The sequence below is a fragment of the Kitasatospora sp. NPDC034035 genome, from assembly GCF_055575755.1.
In genome coordinates, this window is the sequence record NZ_JBVISA010000006.1 from 22,235 (window position 1) to 43,176 (window position 20,942).

Annotated in this window: 15 protein-coding genes; 9 read left to right on the top strand and 6 right to left on the bottom strand. The window is 75.5% G+C overall.

The annotated features are described in order from the left end of the window. The 3 genes from ACZ52J_RS10440 to ACZ52J_RS10450 form a co-directional block, all read right to left on the bottom strand. Window positions 1–327 (bottom strand): hypothetical protein, encoded by a 327-nt coding sequence (locus tag ACZ52J_RS10440; protein WP_465617459.1) that lies wholly within the window; start codon window positions 325–327, stop codon window positions 1–3. 137 nt (window positions 328–464) lie between these two features. Continuing rightward, entirely contained in the window at window positions 465–692 is a 228-nt protein-coding gene (locus ACZ52J_RS10445) for a DUF3107 domain-containing protein (protein ID WP_360500003.1), read from the bottom strand. 131 nt (window positions 693–823) lie between these two features. Beyond that, a complete protein-coding gene (locus ACZ52J_RS10450) occupies window positions 824–1,483 on the bottom strand; it encodes a TetR/AcrR family transcriptional regulator (protein ID WP_360500006.1) in 660 nt (219 codons plus the stop codon). A gap of 219 nt (window positions 1,484–1,702) precedes the next feature. Here ACZ52J_RS10450 and ACZ52J_RS10455 point away from each other — a divergent pair, with 219 nt between their 5' ends. From ACZ52J_RS10455 to moeZ, 5 genes are all read left to right on the top strand, one after another. Next, a complete protein-coding gene (locus ACZ52J_RS10455) occupies window positions 1,703–2,605 on the top strand; it encodes an alpha/beta fold hydrolase (RefSeq protein ID WP_465617462.1) in 903 nt (300 codons plus the stop codon). A gap of 468 nt (window positions 2,606–3,073) precedes the next feature. Next, on the top strand, window positions 3,074–4,699 hold the full coding sequence (locus ACZ52J_RS10460; protein ID WP_465617464.1) for a DUF3492 domain-containing protein: 1,626 nt from the start codon (window positions 3,074–3,076) through the stop codon (window positions 4,697–4,699). Continuing rightward, window positions 4,699–5,790 (top strand): hypothetical protein, encoded by a 1,092-nt coding sequence (locus ACZ52J_RS10465; RefSeq protein WP_465617466.1) that lies wholly within the window; start codon window positions 4,699–4,701, stop codon window positions 5,788–5,790. Before ACZ52J_RS10460 ends, ACZ52J_RS10465 begins: the two co-directional genes overlap by 1 nt. 120 nt (window positions 5,791–5,910) lie before the next feature. Continuing rightward, the gene (locus ACZ52J_RS10470; RefSeq protein ID WP_465617468.1) at window positions 5,911–6,918 is read left to right on the top strand and encodes an NAD-dependent epimerase/dehydratase family protein; all 1,008 of its coding nucleotides are present in this window, start codon (window positions 5,911–5,913) and stop codon (window positions 6,916–6,918) included. 230 nt (window positions 6,919–7,148) lie between these two features. After that, the gene (gene moeZ / locus ACZ52J_RS10475; protein WP_360500020.1) at window positions 7,149–8,327 is read left to right on the top strand and encodes an adenylyltransferase/sulfurtransferase MoeZ; all 1,179 of its coding nucleotides are present in this window, start codon (window positions 7,149–7,151) and stop codon (window positions 8,325–8,327) included. A gap of 91 nt (window positions 8,328–8,418) precedes the next feature. On the opposite strand, the gene ACZ52J_RS10480 is transcribed toward moeZ, so the two are convergent. Then, complete coding sequence (locus tag ACZ52J_RS10480; protein WP_465617470.1) at window positions 8,419–11,175, bottom strand: flippase-like domain-containing protein; 2,757 nt, start codon at window positions 11,173–11,175, stop codon at window positions 8,419–8,421. Between the two features lie 134 nt (window positions 11,176–11,309). On the opposite strand from ACZ52J_RS10480, the gene ACZ52J_RS10485 reads away from it, so the two are divergent. The 3 genes from ACZ52J_RS10485 (at window position 11,310) to ACZ52J_RS10495 (ending at window position 18,482) form a co-directional block, all read left to right on the top strand. Next, window positions 11,310–11,687, top strand: a complete 378-nt coding sequence (locus ACZ52J_RS10485; protein ID WP_396287766.1) for an MGMT family protein — start codon at window positions 11,310–11,312, stop codon at window positions 11,685–11,687. 21 nt (window positions 11,688–11,708) lie between these two features. Continuing rightward, window positions 11,709–15,182 carry an ATP-dependent helicase gene (locus ACZ52J_RS10490; RefSeq protein ID WP_465617472.1) on the top strand — a complete coding sequence of 1,158 codons (3,474 nt, stop codon included), beginning with the start codon at window positions 11,709–11,711 and terminating at the stop codon, window positions 15,180–15,182. Between the two features lie 75 nt (window positions 15,183–15,257). After that, the gene (locus ACZ52J_RS10495; protein WP_465617474.1) at window positions 15,258–18,482 is read left to right on the top strand and encodes a UvrD-helicase domain-containing protein; all 3,225 of its coding nucleotides are present in this window, start codon (window positions 15,258–15,260) and stop codon (window positions 18,480–18,482) included. Between the two features lie 137 nt (window positions 18,483–18,619). Here the strand turns inward: ACZ52J_RS10495 and ACZ52J_RS10500 are convergent, their stop codons facing one another. After that, window positions 18,620–18,787, bottom strand: coding sequence for a hypothetical protein (locus ACZ52J_RS10500; protein WP_465617476.1), 168 nt, complete (start codon window positions 18,785–18,787; stop codon window positions 18,620–18,622). Here ACZ52J_RS10500 and ACZ52J_RS10505 point away from each other — a divergent pair. After that, on the top strand, window positions 18,786–19,910 hold the full coding sequence (locus ACZ52J_RS10505; RefSeq protein ID WP_465617478.1) for a PP2C family protein-serine/threonine phosphatase: 1,125 nt from the start codon (window positions 18,786–18,788) through the stop codon (window positions 19,908–19,910). The two genes, ACZ52J_RS10500 and ACZ52J_RS10505, sit on opposite strands and share 2 nt — an antisense overlap. Here the strand turns inward: ACZ52J_RS10505 and ACZ52J_RS10510 are convergent. Further along, window positions 19,907–20,878, bottom strand: a complete 972-nt coding sequence (locus tag ACZ52J_RS10510; RefSeq protein WP_465617480.1) for an endonuclease/exonuclease/phosphatase family protein — start codon at window positions 20,876–20,878, stop codon at window positions 19,907–19,909. The two genes, ACZ52J_RS10505 and ACZ52J_RS10510, sit on opposite strands and share 4 nt — an antisense overlap. Window positions 20,879–20,942: the final 64 nt, after the last annotated feature.

Below are 20,942 nucleotides of genomic sequence, written 5' to 3' on the forward strand. Positions count from 1 at the left end.
CTACGCCGGCCGGTGCCGCCGCGGCGCGCGGTGGGTGCCGGCCCGGTGCGGGTGGTGCCGGTGCGCCGGGGCCCGCCCGGCCGCCAGGTCCGGCCGGGCCAGCAGCGAGGTGAGCACGCCGGAGGCCAGGGCCGAGGCCGCCACCGACACCGCCGGGTAGCGCCCGTCCAGGCAGAAGTGCGCCACCACGCCGCCGACCAGCGCCGCCGCCAGTGCGGTGCCGAGCGTCAGCGCGCGGGAGGCCCGGAAGTACGAGGGCAGGGCCAGCAGCGCGGCGCCGCCCGTGACCAGGCCGACGAGGGCGAAGGCGATCGACTCGACCAGCAAGACTGCCTCCCGGGGGACGGGCGTGCGGCACCGGCGCCGCTCCTGTCGCCGTACCCCGCCCCACCCGGCCGTACACGCAGCGGTGCCCCGTTCCCTGGTGGGAACGGGGCACCGGAACAACTGCTCGGGCGGGCGCCTCAGAGGGTGCCGAAGCCGACCTTGCGGACGGCCTGCTCGCCGATCTCCACGTACGCCAGGCGCTCGGCCGGGACGATGACGCGGCGGCCGTGCTCGTCGGTCAGCGCCAGGAGCTTCTCCGGGCCCTCCAGCGCCTTCGCGACCGCGCTCTGGACCTCATCGGCAGTCTGCGAGCTCTCGATCACGATCTCACGAGGCGCGTTCTGCACGCCGATCTTGACCTCCACGGCTTCCGTCCCTCCGGGGTTGCAGCCTCCACGCGCGGGCACCTGACCGCCTGGAACAGGCGTTCGCGGCGGCCGCGCCGTACGGCTTCACCATAGAGCACGCGATCACCGCCCAGGCGAAGGTCGGCGGATCACCCCTGGTGGGCACCTTCGCCGGGCTGCTCGCCCGGGTGCATCGGGAAGCCCTTCAGGCCGCGCCAGGACAGGCTGGCGACCAGCCGCACCGCCTCGTCGCGCGGGATCTCCAGGCCCTGCGAGAGCCAGTACCGGGCGGTGATCTGGGCCAGGCCGCAGACCCCGGCGGCGAGCAGCTTGGACTCCGCCTCGGGCAGGTCGGTGTCCTCCTGGATCACCTTGCTGACCAGCGTCGCGCTCGCCTCGGAGGCCCGCTCGACCCGCTCGCGCACGGCCGGTTCGTTGGTCAGGTCCGACTCGAAGACCAGCCGGAAGGCACCCGACTCGCTGGAGACGTAGTTGAAGTACGCCTCCATGGTGTTGGCGACGCGCTGCTTGTTGTCGTTGGTCGTCGACAGTGCCTCGCGGGTGGACTCGACCAGGGCGTCGCAGTGCTTGTCCAGCAGTGCCAGGTAGAGCTCGAGCTTCCCGGGGAAGTGCTGGTAGAGCACCGGCTTGCTCACCCCGGCGCGGTCGGCGATGTCGTCCATGGCGGCCGAGTGGTAGCCGTGCGCGACGAACACCTCCTGGGCGGCACCGAGCAGTTGTTCACGGCGGGCGCTTCGCGGCAGGCGGGCACCGCGCGGGCGCTCCTGCGCCTCCTGGATGGCCGTCACGGCGCTCCTCACTTCGGTCTGTTCGGGGCTGGCAAGATGGCCGATTCTACTTTTCGGTAACCGCGCCCGCGTTCGGCGAAGGCGAGAAAAGCTGGTCGGTCTGGTTGTCAGGAGCCCACAATACGGCGCTGACCTCGGCCTCGGCAGTGGTGTGACGAGGGAATGGAACGGCCGGACCACCCCGGGATCCTCGGCCCGGTCTCACTACCATCGTCCAGCATGAGCAGCGCTGAGCAGCAGGTACGTACGGTCGAGGTCCCCGGTGCGGTGCTCGCGGTGCACCGCGCCGCCGCCGACGGCGCCGCCGACGGGCGCGCGCCCGGCCTCTTCGTGCACGGGCTCGGCGGCTCGGCCGCCAACTGGACGGCCCTGATGGACCGGCTCGCCGGCCTGGTCGACGGCGAGGCCGTGGACCTGCCCGGCTTCGGCCGCTCCCACCCGCCCACCGACGGCAACCTCACCGTCTCCGGCCACGTCCGCGCGGTGATCGGCTACCTGGAGGCCGCCGACCGCGGCCCGGTCCACCTGTTCGGCAACTCCCTCGGCGGCGCGGTCGCCGTCCGCCTCGCCGCGCTCCGCCCCGACCTGGTGCGCAGCCTCACCCTGGTCTCGCCCGCCCTGCCCGAGCTGCCCCCGCAGCGCTCCGCCTGGCCGACCGGCCTGCTCGCGGTCCCCGGGGTGCCCGCGCTGCTGAGCCGGCTGGCCGCGAACGGGCGCGACGCCGAGGCCGCCACCGAGGACCTGCTGCGACTGGTCTACGGCGACCCCGGCAGCCTGACCCCGGCCGCCCGGGCCGAGGCGGTCGCCGAGTACCGCCGACGGCTGGAGGTGCCGCACGCGATGCGGGCGCTGATCGGCTCGGCCCGCGGCATCGTCTCGGCGTACACCGAGCGCGGCGACCAGGCGCTGTGGCGGCAGGTCGAGCAGGTCGCGGCGCCGGTGCTGCTGGTGTACGGGCTGCGCGACAAGCTGGTCGCCTACCGTTCGGCCCGCCGCGCCTGCGCGGCCTTCGCGGACGCCCGGCTGCTGGTACTGCCGGAGTCGGGTCACGTGGCGATGATGGAGCACCCCGACGAGGTCGCCCGCGCCGTACGGGAGCTGATCGCGCACGCCGCGCGCTGAGCGGGCCGAGCCCGCCGGGCGCGGATATCACGGGCGGGCGCGCATACCGCCCGGTAACGGCCCGGTTCGGGCCGAGGTCACGGCGTTTCACTCGTTCAGGTGGCAGCCAGGCATGTGACCGATGGATTGCCCGGGGCCGGTCCTACCTTTCTGCTGTCGGACCGAACAGGTGTGGGGGAGTCGCGGCCGCCGGAGAAACCGGAGGGCGGCCTAGGCCGGGGGGGCCCGGCGGGTCGGGCCCGACCGTCGGAGCGGGCGGGGCCCGGGGGAACGGAACGCGGCACGGCCGCGACCGGGCCCTCGGACCGCCGCACGGGGCGCCGCGGCGCCGGTCCGGCCGGCCGACTCCCGTCCCCGGCCGTCCCCGCTGCCGCGCGGGGGCGCCCCCGGCCACCGTTCGGGCCGCTCGGCCGTCCGTCGATCCGTCCGTGATCCGCCCTCGAATCCGCACTGTCCTGGAGGTCTCCCGTGCGCGTTGCCCTGCTCACCGAGGGTGCCCGTCAGAATCCCCAGCGTGGCGCCGGAGGCTGGTGCGACCGGCTGGCCGAGGGCCTGCCGGAGCACGAGTTCGAGCTGTACCTGCTGACCGGGCCGGAGGAGCCGGGCGCCCTCGGGCGGCTGTCGCCCGCCTGGCGCGGCGTCCGCGACCTGGCGCTGTGGGGGCGCGGGCCGGGCGGGCGGGCGCCGGGCGCGCTGCGCAGACGCCGGTACGCCGGGGCGTACGAGGAGCTGCTGCGGGCGCTGGTCCTGCCGGGGGAGCGGCCCGGCTTCGGGTCCGGGCTGTACCGGCTGGCGGCACTGGCCCGGGAGGATGGCGCGCTGCCCGCCTTCCTGGCCTCCGGGCACGCCCGCCGGATCCTGGAGCGGACCTGGCGGCTGCCCGGCGCGGACACCTCGGCCGGGCAGCCGCTGGTGCGCGACGTGCTGGTCGCGGCCGACCTGCTGGAGCAGTGCCTGCGGCCGCTGTCCGCGCCCTGGTACGGCACCGGCCCCGGCGGCCTCGGCGCGGCCGACCTGTGCCACGTGGTCGGCGGTGGGCTCGCCGCGCTGCCCGCCCTGGTGGCCCGGCACCTGCACGGGGTGCCGTTCGTGGTCACCGAGCACGGCCTGCACCTGCGCGAGCAGTACCTCGGCTACGAGGCGCCGTACCTCCGGCCGGTGCGGGCACTGCTGCTGTCCTTCTCCCGCGCGCTCGCCGAGGAGACCTACCGGCAGGCGGCCGTGCTGACCCCCGGCAGCGCCCACGACCAGCACTGGCAGCACCACTGCGGGGCCGACCCGGCGCGCACCCGGGTGGTGTACGAGGGGACGCCGGCCGTGGACCGCCCGGCCGCCGGGCCGGAGCCGACCGCGCCGACCCTGGTGTGGGCGGGCACGCTGGATCCCGGCCGGGACCCGGAACTGGCGCTGCACGCCTTCGCCCGGGTCCGCGCCGAGCTGTCCGGCGCCCGGCTGGTGCTGTACGGCGAGGAGGCGGCGCCCGGCTACCGGGCGCACTGCGCGGCGCTGGCCGAGCGGCTGGGGGTGGCCCCGGCGGTGGACTTCGCGGGGCGGCCCGGGACGCTCGCCGACGCCTGGGCGGCCGGCACGGTGCTCGTCTTCTCGGCGCTGTCCCAGCGCGGCCCCCGGCTGCTCGTGGACGCCATGCTCAGCGGCCGGGCGGTGGTGTCCACCGATGTCGGGGTGGCCCGTGAGGTGGTCGGGCCGACCGGGCTGCTGGTGCCCGCCCGCGACCCGCGCGCCCTGGCCGGCGCCTGCCTGGCGCTGCTGCGCGACGAGGAGCGGCGGGCCCGGCTGGGGCTGGCCGGGCGGCTGCGGGCGCAGGAACGCTTCGCCGTCGAGCCGGTGACCGGCGCGTTCCGGGAGATCTACCTGGAGCTGGTCTCGCAGTACCCGGCCTTCCCCGGCGGCGGGGGCGGCGGCGAGGGCGGCCCGGCGCCGCGCCCGTTCGCCCGCCCCGCCGAGTACTGGCTCGCGGACGGCCGGGGAGGCGCTCCCGGGGACGAGGACTCCGGCGCCCGGGAGCCCGGCGCCCGGCAGGCCACCGCCCGGGAAGCCGCCCCGGAGTCGGCCGTGCTCGCGGAGGCCGTCTGATGTCCGGCCGCGCGGCGCTCGGCGGCAGCGCGGACCCGGTGCGCGAGGTGATGGCGGAGCACCGGGAGCTGTGCGAGCGCGCCGTCGACCCGCTGGAGATCGCCGCCGGGCTGGAGGAGGCCGGGCTCGGTCCGGACGCCGCCGCCCGCTGTCGGCACGCCGACCTGTTCTCGCTCGCCGAGGAGCTGTACGCCCGGGTGCCCCGCCGCCCGCCGGATCCCGGCCCGGCCCGGCCGCGACGGCGGCGCGGCGCCGACGCCCGGGCGGCGCTGACCGCCGCCGCGCTGGCCGCGCTGCCCTGCGCGGGGGTGGCCGCGTTCGGCGCCCGCTGGCCGGTGCTGCTGCCCGCCGCCGTACCGCTGGTACTGCTGCCCGTGCTGACCGCGCCGCCGCGGGACGAGCCCGGCCCGCCGCTCGCCCTGCCGCTGTGCCCGGCCGACGCCCTCGGGCCGGCTCCGCTGCCGCGGCGGCCCACCGGCTCCGGCCGGCGCCCGGCCGCGCTCGGGTACGGGCTGGGGCTGGCCGCGCTGCTGCTGCTCCCGCTGGCCGCACCGGGCGGGGACCGGCCGACGGCCGCCGCGCTGGTGCTGGCGGCGGCGGTGTCGGCCGGGTCGGCGGAGTGGGCGGCCCGCTGGTACCGGCAGGTCGGCCGCGGCCACCTCGGCGTGGCGGGCACCCTGGCCGAGTTCCGGTCCCGGATGCGGCCGGTGCTGCCGGTCGCGGTCGCCCTGCACCTGGTGGTGCTCTCGGCGCTGACCTTCGTCGCACTGGCCGTGCCGGCCGTCCTCGCGTCGCACCCGGGACCGGGCCGTGGCGGGCTGCTGCACCTGGCGGCCGGGCGGGCCGGCCCGGTGCCGTGGGCGGCGCAGGGCGTGCTGGGCCTGCTGCTGGTGCTGTCCGCGCTGCTGGCGCGTTGCGGCCGGCCGACGGCCGCCGCGGTGGGGACCTCGGCCGGGGCCGCCGCGACGCTCGGGCTGCTCGCGCTGGGCCGCTCCCTGCCGTGGGCCCTCCTGCTCGGCGGCGGTGCCGTCGCGGCGGCGCTGCTGGCGTACGCCGGGGTGGTGCTCGGCCGGGCCGGCTCGCACCGCTGATCCGCCCGGGGATCGCCGATCCCCGATCTCGTTCGCCGATCGCCGATCCGTGTTTCGTCCGTTCGTTGATTTCAGTCCGCCAGGTCGTCCTCGACCTCGCTTCGTGGAAGGACACCCCCGATGAGGGTGCTGCTGCTGGGCGCCGACGGCTTCATCGGCCGCCGGGTCACCGACCGTCTGCTGATGGACCAGGAGTTGCAGGTGACGGTGCTCGGCCGGCGCGACTCGGCCGACATCCGCTTCGACCTGACCACCGGGAGCCCGGGTGCGCTGGCCCGCTTCCTGGACGCGGTCGCGCCGCAAGTGGTGATCAACTGCGCGGGCGCCACCTACGGCAGTTCGCGCACCCTGATCCGGTCGAACACGCTGGCCGTCGCGACGGTCTGCGAGGCGATCCGGCGCAGCCGGGAGCCGGCCCGGCTGGTGCACGTCGGCTCGGCCGCCGAGTACGGGCCGGTGCCCGGCGGAGTGCCGGTCGCCGAGCAGGCCGAGCCGCGGCCGGTCGGCCCGTACGGGGTGTCCAAGCTGGCCGGGACGGAGCTGGTGCTGGCCTCCGGGCTGGACGCGGCGGTGCTGCGGGTGTTCGACGTGGTGGGGCCGGGGGCGCCGACCGCCTCGCTGTTCGGGCGGCTGGCCGAGGGCCTGCGGCGGGCGCTGGAGCGGGACGAGAACCAGGTGCGGATGCCGGACCTGTCCGGATACCGGGATTTCGTGGACGTCCGGGACGTCGCGCGGGCCATCCGGTCGGCCGCGGTGTCGGCCGCCACCGGGGTGATCAACATCGGCAGCGGGCACGCGGTCCGGGCCCGGGACGCGGCCCAGCTGCTGGTCCGGGCCTCGGGCTTCGAGGGGGCGATCGTCGAGGAGAACCGGCAGGTCCTGCTGCCCGCGCAGGCCGTCGGGTCGGGCGGCGACCACCTGCCCGGCCAGCACCACCCGGCCGGGCACCATCTCCCGGGGCACCGGGTGGAGGGCCAGCGGCCGGAGGGCCGGGCGGTGTCGGGCGAGCCGGTGCCGTGGCGGCAGGCGGACGTGCGCACCGCCAGGGACCGTCTCGGATGGCGGACTCAGGTGCCGCTGGAGGAGTCGCTGGGGGACGTCTGGCTGGAGACGGCCTGTCGGGTCTGAGCGTGCTCCGCAGGTGTCCCGGGCCCGTGAAACGCGGGCTCGGGGCGCCTGCGGGGGCCCGGGCGGCCGGTCCCACGATCCGGCGCCGCCCGTCTCGCCCATCGGACGGGCTGTCTCGGAATACCGGTCGGGCATGACACTGTTGGCCTAGGAGCCACCCGAGTGGCGGAGCAACAACCCCACACCGCGGCTGGCCCTGGCCACCCGAACAGACATCCATCGGAGTCCCCGTGTCGTTGCCACCCCTGGTCGAGCCGGCCGACGAGCTCACCGTCGATGAGGTCCGCCGGTACTCCCGCCACCTGATCATCCCCGACGTGGGCATGGCCGGGCAGAAGCGGCTGAAGAACGCCAAGGTGCTGTGCGTCGGCGCCGGCGGCCTCGGCTCGCCCGCGCTGCTGTACCTGGCCGCGGCCGGTGTCGGCACGCTGGGGATCGTCGAGTTCGACGTGGTGGACGAGTCGAACCTGCAGCGGCAGGTCATCCACGGCCAGTCGGACGTCGGGCGCTCCAAGGCGGAGTCGGCGCGCGACTCGGTCAAGGAGATCAACCCCTACGTCGACGTGGTGCTGCACGAGGAGCGCCTCGACAACTCCAACGTCATGGAGATCTTCTCCGGCTACGACCTGATCGTGGACGGCACCGACAACTTCGCCACCCGCTACCTGGTGAACGACGCCGCGGTGCTGCTCGGCAAGCCGTACGTGTGGGGCTCGATCTACCGCTTCGACGGCCAGGCCAGCGTCTTCTGGGCCGAGCACGGCCCCTGCTACCGCTGCCTGTACCCGGAGGCCCCGCCGCCGGGCATGGTCCCCTCCTGCGCCGAGGGCGGCGTGCTGGGCGTGCTGTGCGCGTCCATCGGCTCGATCCAGGTCAACGAGGCGATCAAGCTGCTGGCCGGCATCGGCGAGCCGCTGCTCGGCCGGCTGATGATCTACGACGCCCTCGAGATGAACTACCGCCAGGTGAAGGTCCGCAAGGACCCGAACTGCGCGGTCTGCGGTGAGAACCCGACGGTCACCGAGCTGATCGACTACGAGGCCTTCTGCGGCGTCGTGTCGGAGGAGGCGCAGGCCGCCGCCGCCGGTTCGACCGTCACCTCGCACCAGCTGAAGCAGTGGCAGGACGACAAGGAGGACATCTACCTCATCGACGTCCGTGAGCCCGGTGAGTACGAGATCGTCAACATCCCCGGTGCGGTGCTGATCCCGAAGAACGAGTTCCTGATGGGCGACGCGCTGGAGAAGCTGCCGCAGGACCGGAAGATCGTGCTGCACTGCAAGTCGGGCGTGCGCTCGGCCGAGGTGCTGGCCGTGGTGAAGGCCGCGGGCTTCGCCAACGCCGTCCACCTGGGCGGCGGCGTGCTCGGCTGGGTGAACCAGATCGAGCCGCACAAGCCGGTCTACTAGAGCGTGTCGACCGGCGCGTGTCGACCGGCGCGCGCTGACGACGGAGGGCCTCGCCGATCGGCGAGGCCCTCCGTCGTATGCCGGGGACGGCTCAGAGCGCGCTCCTGCGCTGCAGCACGTTGTAGGCGATCCAGCCCGGCAGGACCGGCAGCCAGAACGTGAGCGCCCGGTAGAGGAAGACCGCCGGGGTGGCGACCGAGGGGGATACGTCCGCGACGGTCAGGGCGCCGATCAGGGCGACCTCGACCGGGCCGATGCCGCCCGGGGTGGGGATCGCCGAGCCGGCCGCGTTGGCGGTCAGGAAGACCACCGCGACCGCCGAGAAGCTGATGTCGCCGCCGAAGGCCTGCACCGAGAAGTCCAGGCAGGCGGTGAAGGAGAGGGTCAGCAGCAGGATGCCGCCGAAGCCGGTGACCAGCTTGCTCGGCGTCTGCATCAGGTCGAGCATCCGCGGCACCACACCGAAGAACAGCGAGCGCAGCCGGCCCAGCACGAACCGGCGCAGCGGCGCGACGGCGGCCACCACCAGGGCGAGCACGGCGGCGGTCAGCACGCCGATGATCACCGCGCGGGAGGCGGAGAGGTCGCCGTTGGTCTGGCTGCCGGTGATCAGGCCGAAGCTGAACAGCAGCAGCAGGTGCCCGGCCAGGCCCGCCAGCTGGGAGGCGCCGACCGAGGCCACCGCCTGGCCGGGGCGGATGCCGGCCTTCTGCAGGTAACGGGTGTTGAGCGCGATGCCGCCGATCGCGGCGGGGGCGACCAGCTTGACGAAGGAGCCGGCCAGCTGGGCGGCGACGGTGCGCCGGAACGGCAGCCGCTCGGGGACGAAGCCGGTCAGGCTCATCGCGGCGGCGACGTAGCTGAAGGCGGCCGCGACCAGGGCGGCCGCGGCCCAGGCCCAGTTCATCTGGGAGAGCTTGAGCTGGGCCGGCTTGATGGTGGTCAGGGCCAGGTAGGCGGCGAAGGTGAGCGCGATCACCATGATCAGGCTCTTCGGCTTCAGCCGTTCCAGCTTGGCCGGCTCCATCGGCGCCTCGGGGGCGATCTGCAGGATCTGGCCGCGGATGCGGCTCAGCAGGTCCTCGCCGGCGACCGCGATGTCCTCCTCGGCCTGCTCCTGGGTGCGCTCGCCGGCCGCGACCTGCTCCAGCGCCTTGGCCCGGGCGGTGGCTTTGCGCTCCTTGCTGAGCTTCGCGAGGTCGACCCTGGTGGAGCGGCTCATCCCGACGGGTTGGAGCAGCGGAAGCGCCTGGGCGACCCGCTCGGCGCCGAGCACCGCGTTGGCGGTGGCGACGGCCCGCTCCGGGCCGATCCGCAGCGCGAAGGTGGTGAGCAGCTGGGCGACGTCGATGCGCAGGGTCAGGTCGGTGGCGGCGATGTCGCCGCCGGAGAGGTTGACCAGGCAGGCGGTCCGCTCGTCCACCACCAGCAGGGACTCGCCGGTCAGCCGGCGGTGGGCGATCCGGCGCTCGTGCAGGGCGGCCACCGACTGCCAGATCGAGGCCATCACCGGGTCGGTGACCTCGTCGTCGGCCAGCTCGTCGAGGATGCGGCCCTCGATGTTCTCGTACACCAGGATCGCGGCGTCCGGGCCGAGCTCGGAGGTGGCGACCAGCTGCGGCGCGCGGGCGCCCGAGGCGGCCGCCGCGTACGCGATCAGGGCCTCCTGCTCCAGCGCCTGGCGCAGCGACTGCGGGCTGCGGCGCACCGCGACCGAGCGCAGCCGCAGCCGCCGCCAGGCCCGGTAGAAGAAGCCGGAGGCCTGCTGCTCGCGGTCGATGATGTGGACGTCCAGGGGCGGGCCGCCCTGCTGGGTGACGTAGTAGCGGCGGGTGCCGCCGGGGGCGTCGGGGGCGCGGAGGGCGCCGTCCGGGGTGAAGCCGACCTTGCGCAGGCCGATCATCATGTGCTGACCGGTGGGCCGGATGTTCGGGGAGCCGATCGCGTACAGCGTGCCGTAGGCGACGGACCAGCCGATCAGCACGGTGAGCATCAGCGACAGCGGGGTGGTGTAGCCGCCGAGGAGCTCGGTGACGCCGCTGAAGACGACCACCACCCAGAGGGCGACCCGCCAGCGTGGTCTGCTCGACATGCCGACGGCGGTCATGTAGGCGATCACCGGGGCGAGGTAGCCGTGCACCGGGTCGGTGAGGGTGCCGTTGCTGTCCATCGGCAGCCGGGTCAGCGCGTCGCGGATGTGCTCGGAGGCGCCCTCGGCCACCCACCAGTCGATGCCGAGCGAGACGCCGTACGCGAGCACCGAGGCCAGCACGCCGTCGGCGACCCGCAGGCCGTCGCGTTTGATCAGCCGCTCGACGGCGAAGGCCAGCGGCACGGCGAGCACCGCGACGCTGGAGATCAGGCCGGTGATGGTGGAGAGCACCGCGGAGAAGTGCGGCGCGTTGGTGGCGATGTCCTGCTCGATGCCGGTGGTGGTCGAGGTGGCGATGCCGGCCAGCACGAAGACGGCGACTATCCCGAAGACGCCGACCAGGAAGCGGATCAGGTCGGACGGGCGGTGCGCGCGGGCGGCGAGCAGCGGCTCGTCGACGTCCAGGTGGGGGGCGTCCTCCGGCGGGTCCTGGTCGTCGGGCTGCGCCGGCTGCTCGGGCTGCCAGGGCTGCTCGGGCTGTTCGTGCTCTTCGGGTTGGCGCTGCTCGGGCGGTTCGCGCTGCTCGGGGGCCTTCGCGGGCGCGGGGGTCTTGATCGTCGGGTCCTTGATCAGGGAGACTTCCGGCGTCGGCCCCGGTTCGGGCCGGCCTTCGGTCCCGCCGCCGGGCGCCGGGGGCACGGCGGCAGCGGACTCGTCGGAGTCCTTGTCCACGCCCACGTCAGCCGTCCCGGTCATCTGGTCTTGTCCTCGTATCACCACTCACCGCCCCGAAGATGGTGGCATGCCCCGACCCCCCGTGCTGGACAGGGGGCGGATCGGGCGCGGCGTCCCGTTCGCCCGGGACCGGGGGTGCGCCCCTGTAAGGAAGAATGCCGCAGGTGACGGACGTAACAGACGACGGCCTTCCGGACGCCCTACCGCCCTTCGCCGAACTGGTGCTCGACCTGACCGAGCGGATTCCACCCGGCAGGGTGATGACCTACGGCGACGTCGCCGAGTACCTCGGCCAGGGCGGGCCGAGGCAGGTCGGCCGGGTGATGGCCCTGTACGGCGGCTCGGTGCCCTGGTGGCGGGTGATCCGCGCGGACGGCCGCTTCCTGCCCGGGCACGAGCAGCGCGCCCTCACCCACTACGGCGAGGAGGGCACCCCGCTGCGCGAGCTCGCCGACCCGCCCCGGGTCGACCTCCGGCGGGCCCGCTGGGACGGCCGGGAGATTTCCCCGAACTCCCCGCACGGACGGGATTGACGGGGGAGGATCGTAGGCTCGATGCGGGCGGGCCCCGGCGGGCCCGCCCTGCCATGCCCTGCTCGACCCCAGGACCACTCCGTGACTTCCCCCTACCGGCTCGTGCGCAGCCCGCTCGTCCAGCCCGACCCGCCCGTGCTGGACGCCTACCAGCGCGCCGTGGTCGAGCACGCCGACGGGCCGCTGCTGGTGCTGGCCGGGCCCGGCACCGGCAAGACCACCACCCTGGTCGAGGCGGTCGCCCGGCGGATCGCGGACGGCACCGACCCCGAGCGGATCCTCGTCCTCACCTTCAGCCGCAAGGCCGCGATGGAGCTGCGCGACCGGATGTCCGGCCGGCTCGGCAGCTCCGCCGCCGCCCCGCAGGCCACCACCTTCCACTCCTTCTGCTACGCCCTGCTGCGCGCCCACCAGGACCCGCAGGACTACGCCGAGCCGCTGCGGCTGCTCTCCGGCCCCGAGCAGGACGTCATGGTCCGCGAACTGCTGGCCGGCGGCGCCGAGGACGCCCGCCGCACGGAGTCGACCGGCGGCTCGGCCGCGGGCTCCCGGATCGCCTGGCCGCTGGACCTGCGGGCCTGCCTGACCACCCGCGGCTTCGCCGACGAGGTCCGCGCCGTCCTCGCCCGCAGCCGCGAGCTCGGCCTCGGCGAGGCCGAGCTGGAGCGCTTCGCCCAGGGCGTCCAGCGCCCCGACTGGGCCGCCGCCGCGCACTTCCTCGCCGACTACCTCGACGTGCTCGACCTGCGCGGCGTCCTGGACTACGCCGAACTCGTCCACCGCGCCGTCCTGCTCGCCGAGCGCCCCGAGGTCGAGGAGGAGCTGCGCCGGCGCTACGACGTCGTCTTCGTCGACGAGTACCAGGACACCGACCCCTCCCAGGTCCGGCTGCTGCGCCGGCTCGCCGGCGGCGGCCGCGACCTGGTCGCGGTCGGCGACCCCGACCAGTCGATCTACGCCTTCCGCGGCGCCGACATCAACGGCATCCTCGACTTCCCGCAGACCTTCCGCCGCGCCGACGGCGAACCCGCCGAGGTCAGGGTGCTGAGGGTCTCCCGCCGCTCCGGGGCCCTCCTGCTCGCCGCCTCCCGGGAGATCGCCCGGCGGATGCCGATGGGCCGGCTGCCCGCCGACAAGCTCGCCCAGCACCGCGCCCTGCTGCCCTCCCGCGAGGGCGGCCGGGCCGAGGTCTACACCTACCCGACCCCCGGCGCCGAGCTCGACTCGATCGCCGACCTGCTGCGTCGCGCCCACCTGGAAGACGGCGTGCCCTGGGGCGAGATGGCCGTGCTGGTCCGGGCCGGTGCCCGCTCCATACCGGGCGTGCGGCGGGCGCTCGGCGCGGCCGGCGTCCCGCTGGAGATCGACGGCGACGACCTGCCGCTGCGCGAGGAGCCCGCCGTCGCCCAGCTGCTGCTCGCCCTGCGGGTCTGCGCCCAGCAGGCGGCGTGGCAGGCGGCCCGCGACCGGCACGCCGACACCCATGCCGACACCGACAGCGACGCCGATGCCGACGCCGAGTCCGGGGGCGAGGCCGCCGACACTCCCGACCCGCTCACCACCGACCTGGCGCACGCCCTGCTCACCGGCCCGCTCGGCGGCCTCGACGGCTCCGACCTGCGCCGCCTGGGCCGCGCCCTGCGCGAGGAGGAACGCGCCGCGCTGCGCGCCGACGGCCGCCCCACCGCCGCCCTGCGCCCGGCCGGCGAACTGATCCGCGAGGCCCTCGCCGAACCCGAGCGGCTGGTCGCCCTCGACCCCGCGTACGCCCGCCGCGCCCGCGACCTCGGCACCCTGCTGCGCAAGGTCCGCGAGCTGCTGGCCGGCGGCTGCACCGCCGAGGAGGCGCTCTGGGAGCTGTGGGACGGCAGCCGCCGCTGGCGCGAGCGCCTGGAACGGGCCGCCCTGCGCGGCGGCGCCGGCGGCCGCAACGCCGACCGCGACCTGGACGCGCTGTGCGCCCTGTTCGAGACCGCCGCCCGCGCCGAGGAACAGGTCACCGGCCACCGAAGCGCCCTCGACCTGCTCGCCGAACTCGACGCCCAGGACATCGCCGCCGACACCCTCACCGTCCGGGCCGTGCGCCCCGAAGCCGTCCGGCTGATGACCGCCCACCGCTCCAAGGGCCTGGAGTGGCGCCTGGTCGTCGTCGCCGGCGTCCAGGACGGCCTCTGGCCCGACCTGCGCCGCCGCGGCTCCCTGCTGGAGGCCGACCGGATCGGCCGCGACGGCCTCGCCGAACCGCTCTCCCCGGCCGCCCTGCTCGGCGAGGAGCGCCGCCTCTTCTACGTCGCGGCGACCCGCGCCAAGGAGCGGCTGATCGTCACCGCCGTCAAGGCTCCCGCCGACGACGGGGACGAACCCTCCCGCTTCCTGCGCGAGCTCTACCGCGAGGACGTCGACCCGCGGACCGGCAAGGTGGTGCGCCGCACCCCGCCGGTCACCGTCGAGGACGTCACCCACCGCCCGCGCCGCCCGCTGTCCGTCGCCGCCCTGGTCGCCGAGCTGCGCGCGGTCACCGTCGACCCCGCCCGCACGCCCGAGCTGCGCCGCGCCGCCGCCGAACGGCTCGCCACCCTCGCCGCCGCCACCGACGAGGACGGGCTGCCGCTGGTGCCCGCCGCCCACCCCGAGCGCTGGTGGGGCCTGGACGACCCGACCGCCGCCCCCGAGCCGCTGCGCAGCGCCGACCTGCCGGTGCGGCTGTCCGGCAGCGGCCTGGAGCAGCTGGAGAGCTGCTCGCTGCAGTGGTTCCTGGACAAGGAGGTCAAGGCGCGTGCCGCCGGCTCGGCCGCCCAGGGCTTCGGCAACGTGGTGCACGCGCTCGCCGACGAGGTCGGCTCCGGCCGCACCCCCGCCGACCTCGCCGTCCTCATGGAGCGCCTGGACACCGTCTGGGACGCGCTGGCCTTCGACGCGCCCTGGAAGTCCCACCAGGAGAAGAGCGAGGCCCGGGCCGCCCTGGAGCGCTTCCTCAACTGGCACGTCCTGGAACGCGGCCGGGACGTGGTCGCCACCGAGCACGGCTTCGACGTCACCCTCGACGTCGGCGGCGTCTCGGTGCGCATCCGCGGCTCGATGGACCGGGTCGAGAAGGACGCGGCCGGGCGCGCCTACGTGGTCGACTTCAAGACCGGCAAGCAGATCCCCACCGACAAGTCCCTGCCCGAGCACAAGCAGCTCGCCGTCTACCAGCTCGCCGTCCGGGCCGGCGCCCTCAACGAGCTGCCCGGCTTCGCCGAACACCCCCCGGCCACCGGCGGCGCCGAACTGGTCCACCTGCGCGAGCCCGCCGCCAAGGCCTCCCGGGACGCCCCCAAGGTGCAGCGGCAGGAGCCTCCGGAGGGCGAGCCGTGGATCGAGGGCCTGCTCGCCGAGGCCGCCGGGAAGGTCCTCGCCGAGCGCTTCGTCCCGCAGACGGGCGGCGGCTGCGACCGCTGCGCCTTCCGCCGCAGCTGCTCGGCCCAGCGGGACGGGGCGCAGCTGGTCGAGTAGCGGGCCCGCGCGGCCTGCGGACCCTGCGGACCCGGTGAGGCGAGGCTTGTCCGTCGCTCCGGTTACGGTTGCGGGGTGACCGCCGTGCTCAGCCATCCCGACCAGCTCAAGGAGCTGCTGGGGATCCCGTTCAACCGGGAGCAGATGGCGGCCATCGGCGCGCCCCTGGAGCCGGCCGTGATCGTGGCCGGCGCCGGCTCCGGCAAGACCACGGTGATGGCCGCCCGGGTCGTCTGGCTGGTCGGCTCCGGCGCCGTACGGCCCGAGGAGGTGCTCGGCCTCACCTTCACCAACAAGGCCGCCGGCGAGCTCTCCGAACGGGTCCGCGCCGCCCTGCTGAGGGCCGGCGTCGCGGACCGGGACGGCGGCGAACCGCTCGGCGACCCGGAGATCTCCACCTACCACGCCTTCGCCGGCCGCCTCCTCAAGGAGCACGGCCTGCGGATCGGCATCGAGCCGGACGTCCGGCTGCTCGCCGACGCCACCCGCTTCCAGCTCGCCGCCAAGGTGCTGCGCACCGCCCGCGGCCCGTTCCCCGCGCTCACCGGCACCTTCGCCAACCTGGTCGCCGACCTCACCGCGCTGGACGGCGAACTCGCCGAGCACCTCGTCGAGCCACAGGCCCTGCGCGACTTCGACGAGGAGCTGCTGGACACCCTCGCCACTGTCAAGCTGACCAACGACGACCTGCGGGCCGTCCCGGCCACCGCCCGGGCCCGGCTGGAGCTGCTGCGCCTGGTCGAGGACTACCGGCGCCGCAAGCGCTCCGCCGGGCTGATGGACTTCGGCGACCAGATAGCCGCCGCCGCCCGTCTCGCCCAGCAGCGCCCCGAGGTCGGCGAGCTGCTGCGCGGCCAGTTCCGGGTCGTGCTGCTGGACGAGTACCAGGACACCTCGGTCGCCCAGCGCCTGATGCTCGCCGGGCTCTTCGGGGCCGGCCCCGAGGGTGCGGGCAGCGGCCACCCGGTGACCGCCGTCGGCGACCCCTGCCAGGCGATCTACGGCTGGCGCGGCGCCTCCGTCGCCAACCTCGACGAGTTCCCCCGGCACTTCCCCAAGGCCGACGGCCGCCCCGCCGAGCGCTACGCGCTCAGCGAGAACCGCCGCAGCGGCGGGCGCCTGCTCGCCTTCGCCAACACCCTCGCCGCGCCGCTGCGGGGGATGCACGAGGGCGTCGAGGCGCTGCGCCCGGCGCCCGGCGCCGAGCGGGACGGCTTCGTGCGGACGGCGCTGCTGCCCACCCACGCCGAGGAGGTCGACTGGCTCGCCGACTCGATCGCCCACCTGGTGCGCACCGGCACCGCGCCCGGCCGGATCGCCGTGCTGTGCCGGGGCGGCGCCGCCTTCCCGGACATCCACGCGGCGCTGGTCGCCCGCGACGTGCCGGTCGAGGTGGTCGGCCTCGGCGGGCTGCTGCAACTGCCCGAGGTGGCCGACCTGGTGGCGGTCTGCGAGGTGCTGCAGGACCCGACCGCGAACGCCGCGCTGGTGCGCCTCCTGGTCGGCCCGCGCTGGCGGGTCGGCCCGCGCGACCTCGCGCTGCTCGGCCGCCGGGCCGCCGAGCTGGTCCGCACCGACCGGCCCGAGGACGTCGAGGCGCTGGCCGCCGCCGTCGCCGAGGCCGATCCGACCGAGGTGGTGTCGCTGGCCGACGCGGTGGAGAGCTTCCTGGACTCCGCGTTCGGCGAGGAGGGGAAGCCCGACGACCTGCCGTTCTCCGCCGAGGCGCGGGTGCGCTTCGCCCGTCTCGCCCAGGAGCTGCGCGAGCTGCGCCGCTCGCTGGCCGACCCGCTGATGGACGTGCTGCACCGGGTGCTGGCGGTCACCGGCCTGGAGGTCGAGCTCGCCGCCTCCCCGCAGGCCCTGGCCGCCCGGCGGCGGGAGACCCTGCACGCCTTCCTGGACGTCGCCGCCTCCTTCGCCGACCTCGACGGCGACCCGGGCCTCGCCGCCTTCCTCGGCTTCCTGCGCGCCGCTCAGGAGTACGAGCGCGGCCTGGACAGCAGCCTGCCCGGCGGCGAGGACACCGTGAAGGTGCTCACCGCGCACAAGTCCAAGGGCCTGGAGTGGGACGTGGTCGCCGTCCCCGGCCTGGTACGGGGCGCGTTCCCCTCCTCGACCCCGCGCGAACGCTGGACCAGCGCCAAGCGTGTGCTTCCGCACGCCCTGCGCGGCGACGCGGCCACCCTGCCCGACGTGCGCGGCGGGTGGAACAGCAAGACGATGACCGCCTTCAGGAAGGAGCTGGCCGAGCACTCCGCCACCGAGGAACTGCGCCTCGGCTACGTCGCGTTCACCCGCCCCCGCTCGCTGCTGCTGGCCTCCGGGCACTGGTGGGGGCCGAGCCAGAAGACCGTCCGCGGTCCGTCCGCCTTCCTGGAGGAGCTGCGCGAGCACTGCGAGCAGGCCGGCGCGGGCGAGGTCGAGCACTGGGCCGAGCAGCCGGAGAAGGGCGCCGAGAACCCGGCGCTGACCACCTCCGTCGACCGGCCCTGGCCCCTGCCGCTGGACCCGGCCGCGCAGCACGCCCGCCGCCGGGTCGCCGGGGTGGTGCGAGCCCGCCTGGCCGGTGCGCCCGCCCCCGAACCGGAGCCGATGGCCGCCGAGGACCAGCGCCAGCTGGCCTCCTGGGACCGCGATCTGACCGCGCTGCTGGGCGAGTTGGAGCGCTCCCGGCGCACCGCGCGCGAGGTGCCGCTGCCCGCCGCGCTGTCCGCCACCCAGCTGCTGCGCCTGGCCGCCGACCCGGACGGCTTCGCGCGCGACCTGGCCCGCCCGATGCCGCGCCCCCCGCAGCCCGCCGCCCGGCGCGGCACCCGCTTCCACGCTTGGGTGCAGGGCCGGATCGAGCCGCTGCTGCTGATCGAGCCCGGCGCGCTGCCCGGCGCGGACGACGACGGCATCGAGGACGAGCAGGACCTGGAGCGGCTCAAGGAGGCGTTCCTGCGCACCCCGTACGCGCAGCGCAAGCCCTACCGGGTCGAGGCGCCGTTCCAACTGGTGCTGGCGGGGCGGGTGGTGCGCGGCCGGATCGACGCGGTCTACCGTGACGGTGACGTGGTGTCAGAATCAGGTGGTGTGTCACGCTACGAAGTGGTGGACTGGAAGACCCATCGCGAGGAGACCGCGGACCCGCTGCAGCTCGCGGTCTACCGGCTGGCCTGGGCCGAGCAGATGGGCGTCGATCCCGAGCAGGTCACGGCTTCGTTCCTGTACGTCCGCAGCGGGCGGATCGTCCGTCCGGCAGGACTTCCCGACCGAAAAGAGTTGGAACGGCTTCTGATCGGGAACAGTGACTAATGAGTCACGCAGAGCATCCAAGTCATCACGCCAGTGCCCGAAACCTGTGCGTCGTGCACGTTTCGTGCCTATTGTGGGGTCGGTAACCGGTCAACCCCCGTGCTCCGGCCGCCAGCGAGGCCCGTATTCCCTAACCCTCAGTCATTACCGCAGGTGCCCCCGGCATCGGCGCCTTCTGCTGGAGAACCGAAGTTGAGCGCGACCGGATGGATCAGAGAGCGGTTCACCGGGCCGACCCCGGGTCCCGCTCCGAACACGACCGGCACCTGGCCGAGGACGGCGCTGGCGCTGCCGTTCATCGGCATGGCGCTGATCGTCGTCCTCGACTACCTCAGCGGCACCGGGGTGACGGTCGAACCCGCCCTCACCGCCGTGCCCGCGCTGGCCGCCGTGGTCAGCCGCCGCACCTGGTACCCGTTCGTCATCGGCCTGTGCGCCGAGGCGGCGGCCTTCCTGATGGCCTTCCGCAGCGACACGCTCGGCTCGTCCGTGCACGCCGCCAGCGTCATCGCCATCCTGCTCGTCGCCACGATCGGCTGGGTCAGCGCCACCCTGAGGCTGCGCCAGGAGCGGGCGCTGGCCGACGCCCAGCTGGTCGCCTCGATCGCCCGCCGGGTCCTGCTGCGGCCCGTCCCCGAGCGGGTCGGCACCGTCCGGGCCGCCGTCCACTACGAGGCCGCCGCCGCGCACGCCCGCATCGGCGGCGACCTCTACGAGGTGGTCAACACCCGGCACGGCGTACGGGCCGTGGTCGGCGACGTGCGCGGCAAGGGCCTCGGCGCGGTCGAGACGGCCGCCGCCGTGCTCGGCGCCTTCCGCGAGGCCGCCCACCAGGAGCCCGCGCTGGACCGGGTGGCCGGCTGGCTGGCCGTCAGCCTCGACCGCGCCCTGCACGAGAACGACCACCCGGGGGTGGAGGAGGAGTTCGTCACCCTGGTGCTGATCGGCGTCGGGCCCGACGGCGCCGCCGAGATCGTCAACTGCGGGCACCCCGCGCCGCTGCTGCTGCGCGGCGGCGAGGTCCGCCCGCTCGAACTCGCCGAGACCGTGCCGCCGCTGGGCGTCCTCGACCCGGCCGACGTCCGCCCGCCGGTCCACCGGGTGTCGCTGCAGGGCGACGACCGGGTGCTGCTGTTCACCGACGGGGTGATCGAGGCCCGCGATCGCGCGGGCGCCTTCTACCCGCTCGCCGAACGGTTCCCGCGCTGCGCCGACGGTCGTCCCGCCGACGTCCTGCAGCGCCTGCACGAGGACGTGGTGCGGCACGTCGGACGCCAGCTCGGTGACGACGCGGCCATGCTGCTCCTGCAGTACGACCCGGCCCCGACGGCCGGCATCCACGTCCCGCAGCAGGCCGGGGTCCTGACGCGGCAGTTGCCCCAGAGAACGCTGGAGCGAGAACCCCAGGGCTTGTCTGACAAGCCCTAGAGCGACACCTCGACCAGCAGTGGCCGGTGGTCCGACACCGCCGCGCGCGGCGCCGCGGCCGGGCCCACCGCCGTGCGCGGCACGCCGATCGCCAGCACGTGGTCGAACTGCACCGCCGGCCGGTGCGAGGGGTACGTCGGCGTGCGCGCCAGGTCGTACCAGCCCTGCAGGCGGGGCCGCGGCTCGCGCACCCGCCGCCGGCGCGGCTCGGCCAGGAGCGGCCGGGCCCGCCGGCTCGCCCGCAGCTCCCGCACCCGCGCCCTGGGCGCGGTGCGCTCCAGCGCCGTCGCCCCGCCGAGCACCGTGCGCGGCACCGCGCCCACCAGGTTGAAGTCGCCCAGCACCAGGTAGGGCTGCGGCAGGTCGGCGATCCACCGCCGGATGCCCGCCAGCTGCGCCATGTTCCAGCCCGGCACGAAGGACAGGTGCGCCGCGACCACGGTGAACGGCCCGCGGTCGCCCTCCAGCACCGCCGCCAGCGCGGCCCGCGGCTCGTCCGGCACCGGGGTCAGTCCGCGCCGCCCGGCCACCCGCAGCGGCAGCCCGAACGGCGCCGGGGCGAAGCGCCGGGCCCGCCAGTGCCGTACCGGGAGCCGGGTCAGCAGGGCCGTCCCGTACGAGGGCGGGGCGTCGTCGCCGACCTCGCCCGGCCCGTACACCCGCAGGCCGTCGGGCCCGGACGGATCCGGCAGCCAGCCCGCCACCGGTGCCGGGCGGCCGTGCAGTGCGGCGGCGAAGCGCCAGTCCTTCGCGCCCATCGCCGCGGCCGCCACCGCCGCCTGGTCGGTGCCGCCGGAGCGCGCCTGGCGCCGGTCCACCTCCTGGAGCGCCAGGACGTCGGCGTCCAGCGCGGCCACCGCCGCGGCCAACGGCTCGCCGGCGTCGGCCGGATAGGGCCGCGGCGCGCCGTCCGGGGCGAGCGGCTGACCGTGCAACAGGTTGAAGGTGGCGATGCGCAACTGGCTCACACCGCACGACGGTACCCGGTCGCCGGGGGAGGGGGTGCGGGTTGAGACGGCAGGGCATACCGGG

What these genes read in the sequence shown, in the direction of transcription:
- ACZ52J_RS10455 (WP_465617462.1), top strand. Translation starts at nt 1,703, where the DNA reads ATGAGCAGCGCTGAGCAGCAGGTACGTACGGTCGAGGTCCCCGGTGCG.
- ACZ52J_RS10465 (WP_465617466.1), top strand. Translation starts at nt 4,699, where the DNA reads ATGTCCGGCCGCGCGGCGCTCGGCGGCAGCGCGGACCCGGTGCGCGAG.
- ACZ52J_RS10470 (WP_465617468.1), top strand. Translation starts at nt 5,911, where the DNA reads ATGAGGGTGCTGCTGCTGGGCGCCGACGGCTTCATCGGCCGCCGGGTC.
- ACZ52J_RS10480 (WP_465617470.1), bottom strand. Translation starts at nt 11,175, where the DNA reads ATGACCGGGACGGCTGACGTGGGCGTGGACAAGGACTCCGACGAGTCC.
- ACZ52J_RS10485 (WP_396287766.1), top strand. Translation starts at nt 11,310, where the DNA reads ATGCCGCAGGTGACGGACGTAACAGACGACGGCCTTCCGGACGCCCTA.
- ACZ52J_RS10490 (WP_465617472.1), top strand. Translation starts at nt 11,709, where the DNA reads ATGCGGGCGGGCCCCGGCGGGCCCGCCCTGCCATGCCCTGCTCGACCC.
- ACZ52J_RS10505 (WP_465617478.1), top strand. Translation starts at nt 18,786, where the DNA reads ATGGCGCTGATCGTCGTCCTCGACTACCTCAGCGGCACCGGGGTGACG.
- ACZ52J_RS10500 (WP_465617476.1), bottom strand. Translation starts at nt 18,787, where the DNA reads ATGCCGATGAACGGCAGCGCCAGCGCCGTCCTCGGCCAGGTGCCGGTC.